General features: G+C 53.9%; 2 rRNA genes (1 of these 2 cut by a window edge). Both read left to right on the top strand.

Features of this window, described 5'->3' with window-relative positions:
- A 23S ribosomal RNA gene (locus ACMG4N_RS00010) occupies positions 1 to 1,962 on the top strand (it extends 930 nt beyond the left edge of the window).
- Positions 1,963 to 2,133: 171 nt separating this feature from the next.
- Positions 2,134 to 2,249: ribosomal RNA gene (gene rrf, locus ACMG4N_RS00005) — 5S ribosomal RNA — on the top strand.
- Positions 2,250 to 2,500: the final 251 nt, after the last annotated feature.

Raw genomic sequence — 2,500 nt, 5'->3', positions numbered from 1 at the left:
GACACACGGCGGGTGCTAACGTCCGTCGTGAAGAGGGAAACAACCCAGACCGCCAGCTAAGGTCCCCAAATTCCAGTTAAGTGGGAAACGATGTGGGAAGGCTCAGACAGCTAGGAGGTTGGCTTAGAAGCAGCCACCCTTTAAAGAAAGCGTAATAGCTCACTAGTCGAGTCGGCCTGCGCGGAAGATGTAACGGGGCTCAAACTGGATACCGAAGCTGCGGATGTGCACTTAGTGCACGTGGTAGGGGAGCGTTGTGTAAGTCTGTGAAGGTGTGTTGAGAAGCATGCTGGAGATATCACAAGTGCGAATGCTGACGTGAGTAACGATAATGGGAGTGAAAAACTCCCACGCCGAAAGACCAAGGTTTCCTGCGCAACGCTAATCGGCGCAGGGTGAGTCGGCCCCTAAGGCGAGGCAGAAATGCGTAGCTGATGGGAAACGGGTTAATATTCCCGTACTTCTTATAACTGCGATGGAGAGACGGAGAAGGCTATACCTACCGGGCGTTGGTTGTCCCGGGGAAAGGTCGTAGGCTGAGGTGTTAGGCAAATCCGGCACCTTAAGGCTGAGAACCGAGACCACTGGTCCTTTGTGACCGGGAAGTGGTTGATGCCATGCTTCCAGGAAAATCTTCTAAGCTTCAGGTTATAAGGAACCGTACCCCAAACCGACACAGGTGGTTGGGATGAGTATTCTAAGGCGCTTGAGAGAACTCGGGTGAAGGAACTAGGCAAAATTGTACCGTAACTTCGGGAGAAGGTACGCCGCTGACGGTGATGAGACTTGCTCTCTGAGCTATTGGCGGTCGCAGTGAAAAGGCCCCTGCAACTGTTTATTAAAAACACAGCACTCTGCAAACGCGTAAGCGGACGTATAGGGTGTGACGCCTGCCCGGTGCCGGAAGGTTAATTGATGGGGTTAGCTTCGGCGAAGCTCTTGATCGAAGCCCCGGTAAACGGCGGCCGTAACTATAACGGTCCTAAGGTAGCGAAATTCCTTGTCGGGTAAGTTCCGACCTGCACGAATGGCGTAATGATGGGGGCGCTGTCTCCACCCGAGACTCAGTGAAATCGAAATCGCAGTGAAGATGCTGTGTACCCGCGGCTAGACGGAAAGACCCCGTGAACCTTTACTATAGCTTCACAGTGGACTTTGAACCTGCTTGTGTAGGATAGCTGGGAGACTTTGAAGCGGTGACGCTAGTCATCGTGGAGTCGTCCTTGAAATACCAGCCTGGCATGTTTGAGGTTCTAACCTAGGTCCATTATCTGGATCGGGGACATTGTGTGGTGGGTAGTTTGACTGGGGCGGTCTCCTCCCAAAGAGTAACGGAGGAGCACAAAGGTACCCTCAGCACGGTCGGACATCGTGCAACGAGCGTAAAGGTAGAAGGGTGCTTGACTGCGAGACCTACAAGTCGAGCAGGTGCGAAAGCAGGTCTTAGTGATCCGGTGGTTCTGTATGGAAGGGCCATCGCTCAACGGATAAAAGGTACTCCGGGGATAACAGGCTGATACCGCCCAAGAGTTCATATCGACGGCGGTGTTTGGCACCTCGATGTCGGCTCATCTCATCCTGGGGCTGAAGCCGGTCCCAAGGGTATGGCTGTTCGCCATTTAAAGAGGTACGCGAGCTGGGTTTAGAACGTCGTGAGACAGTTCGGTCCCTATCTGCCGTGGGCGTTGGAGATTTGAGAGGAGCTGCTCCTAGTACGAGAGGACCGGAGTGGACGAACCTCTGGTGTTCCGGTTGTCACGCCAGTGGCATTGCCGGGTAGCTACGTTCGGACGGGATAACCGCTGAAAGCATCTAAGCGGGAAGCCTCCCTCAAGATGAGATCTCCCTGGGGGCTTGACCCCCCTGAAGGGCCGTTGAAGACCACAACGTTGATAGGCTGGGTGTGGAAGCGTTGTAAGGCGTGAAGCTAACCAGTACTAATTGCCCGTGAGGCTTGACTATATAACACCAAAGCAGTCTCGGCTCCGAGAGCCAGGACCGCAAAGATACGGTGTCAGAGATTGGACGCTTGCGTCATTGAATAGCACACTTCTCATTCCCAATTGGCTTTGCCGGTGAGCAATGTTGTACACCGGCGAGGCAACCTAATTTAGCGAAAGCTAAACCAGTTTGCCTGACGACCATAGAGTGTTGGAACCACCTGATCCCATGCCGAACTCAGAAGTGAAACGACATATCGCCGATGGTAGTGTGGGGTTTCCCCATGTGAGAGTAGGTCATCGTCAGGCTCTTAAATAAAACAAAAGACCCCCGCCACGAAAGTGTCGGGGGTTTTTTGTTTTATTTAGGATCACGGTGAGCTCCTCTCCCTACTCTTGGGCCCATGTGACACCCGATGCACCGCAGGTGCCAGGGTGAGGCGCCGCAGGCGTCCCGCAGGGACAGCGAGCATGCTCGCTGCCTAAGTAGGTCTCTTCTACCCCCAAGCCCCAAGCCCCAAGCCCCAAGCCCCAAGCTAGAAGCTAGAAGCTAGAAGCTA

The sequence above is a fragment of the Alcanivorax sp. IL2 genome (assembly GCF_047495475.1).
Classification (GTDB): domain Bacteria; phylum Pseudomonadota; class Gammaproteobacteria; order Pseudomonadales; family Alcanivoracaceae; genus Alcanivorax.
Note: the sequence above shows the minus strand (reverse complement) of the source record. Positions and strands in the feature narration are given on the sequence as shown.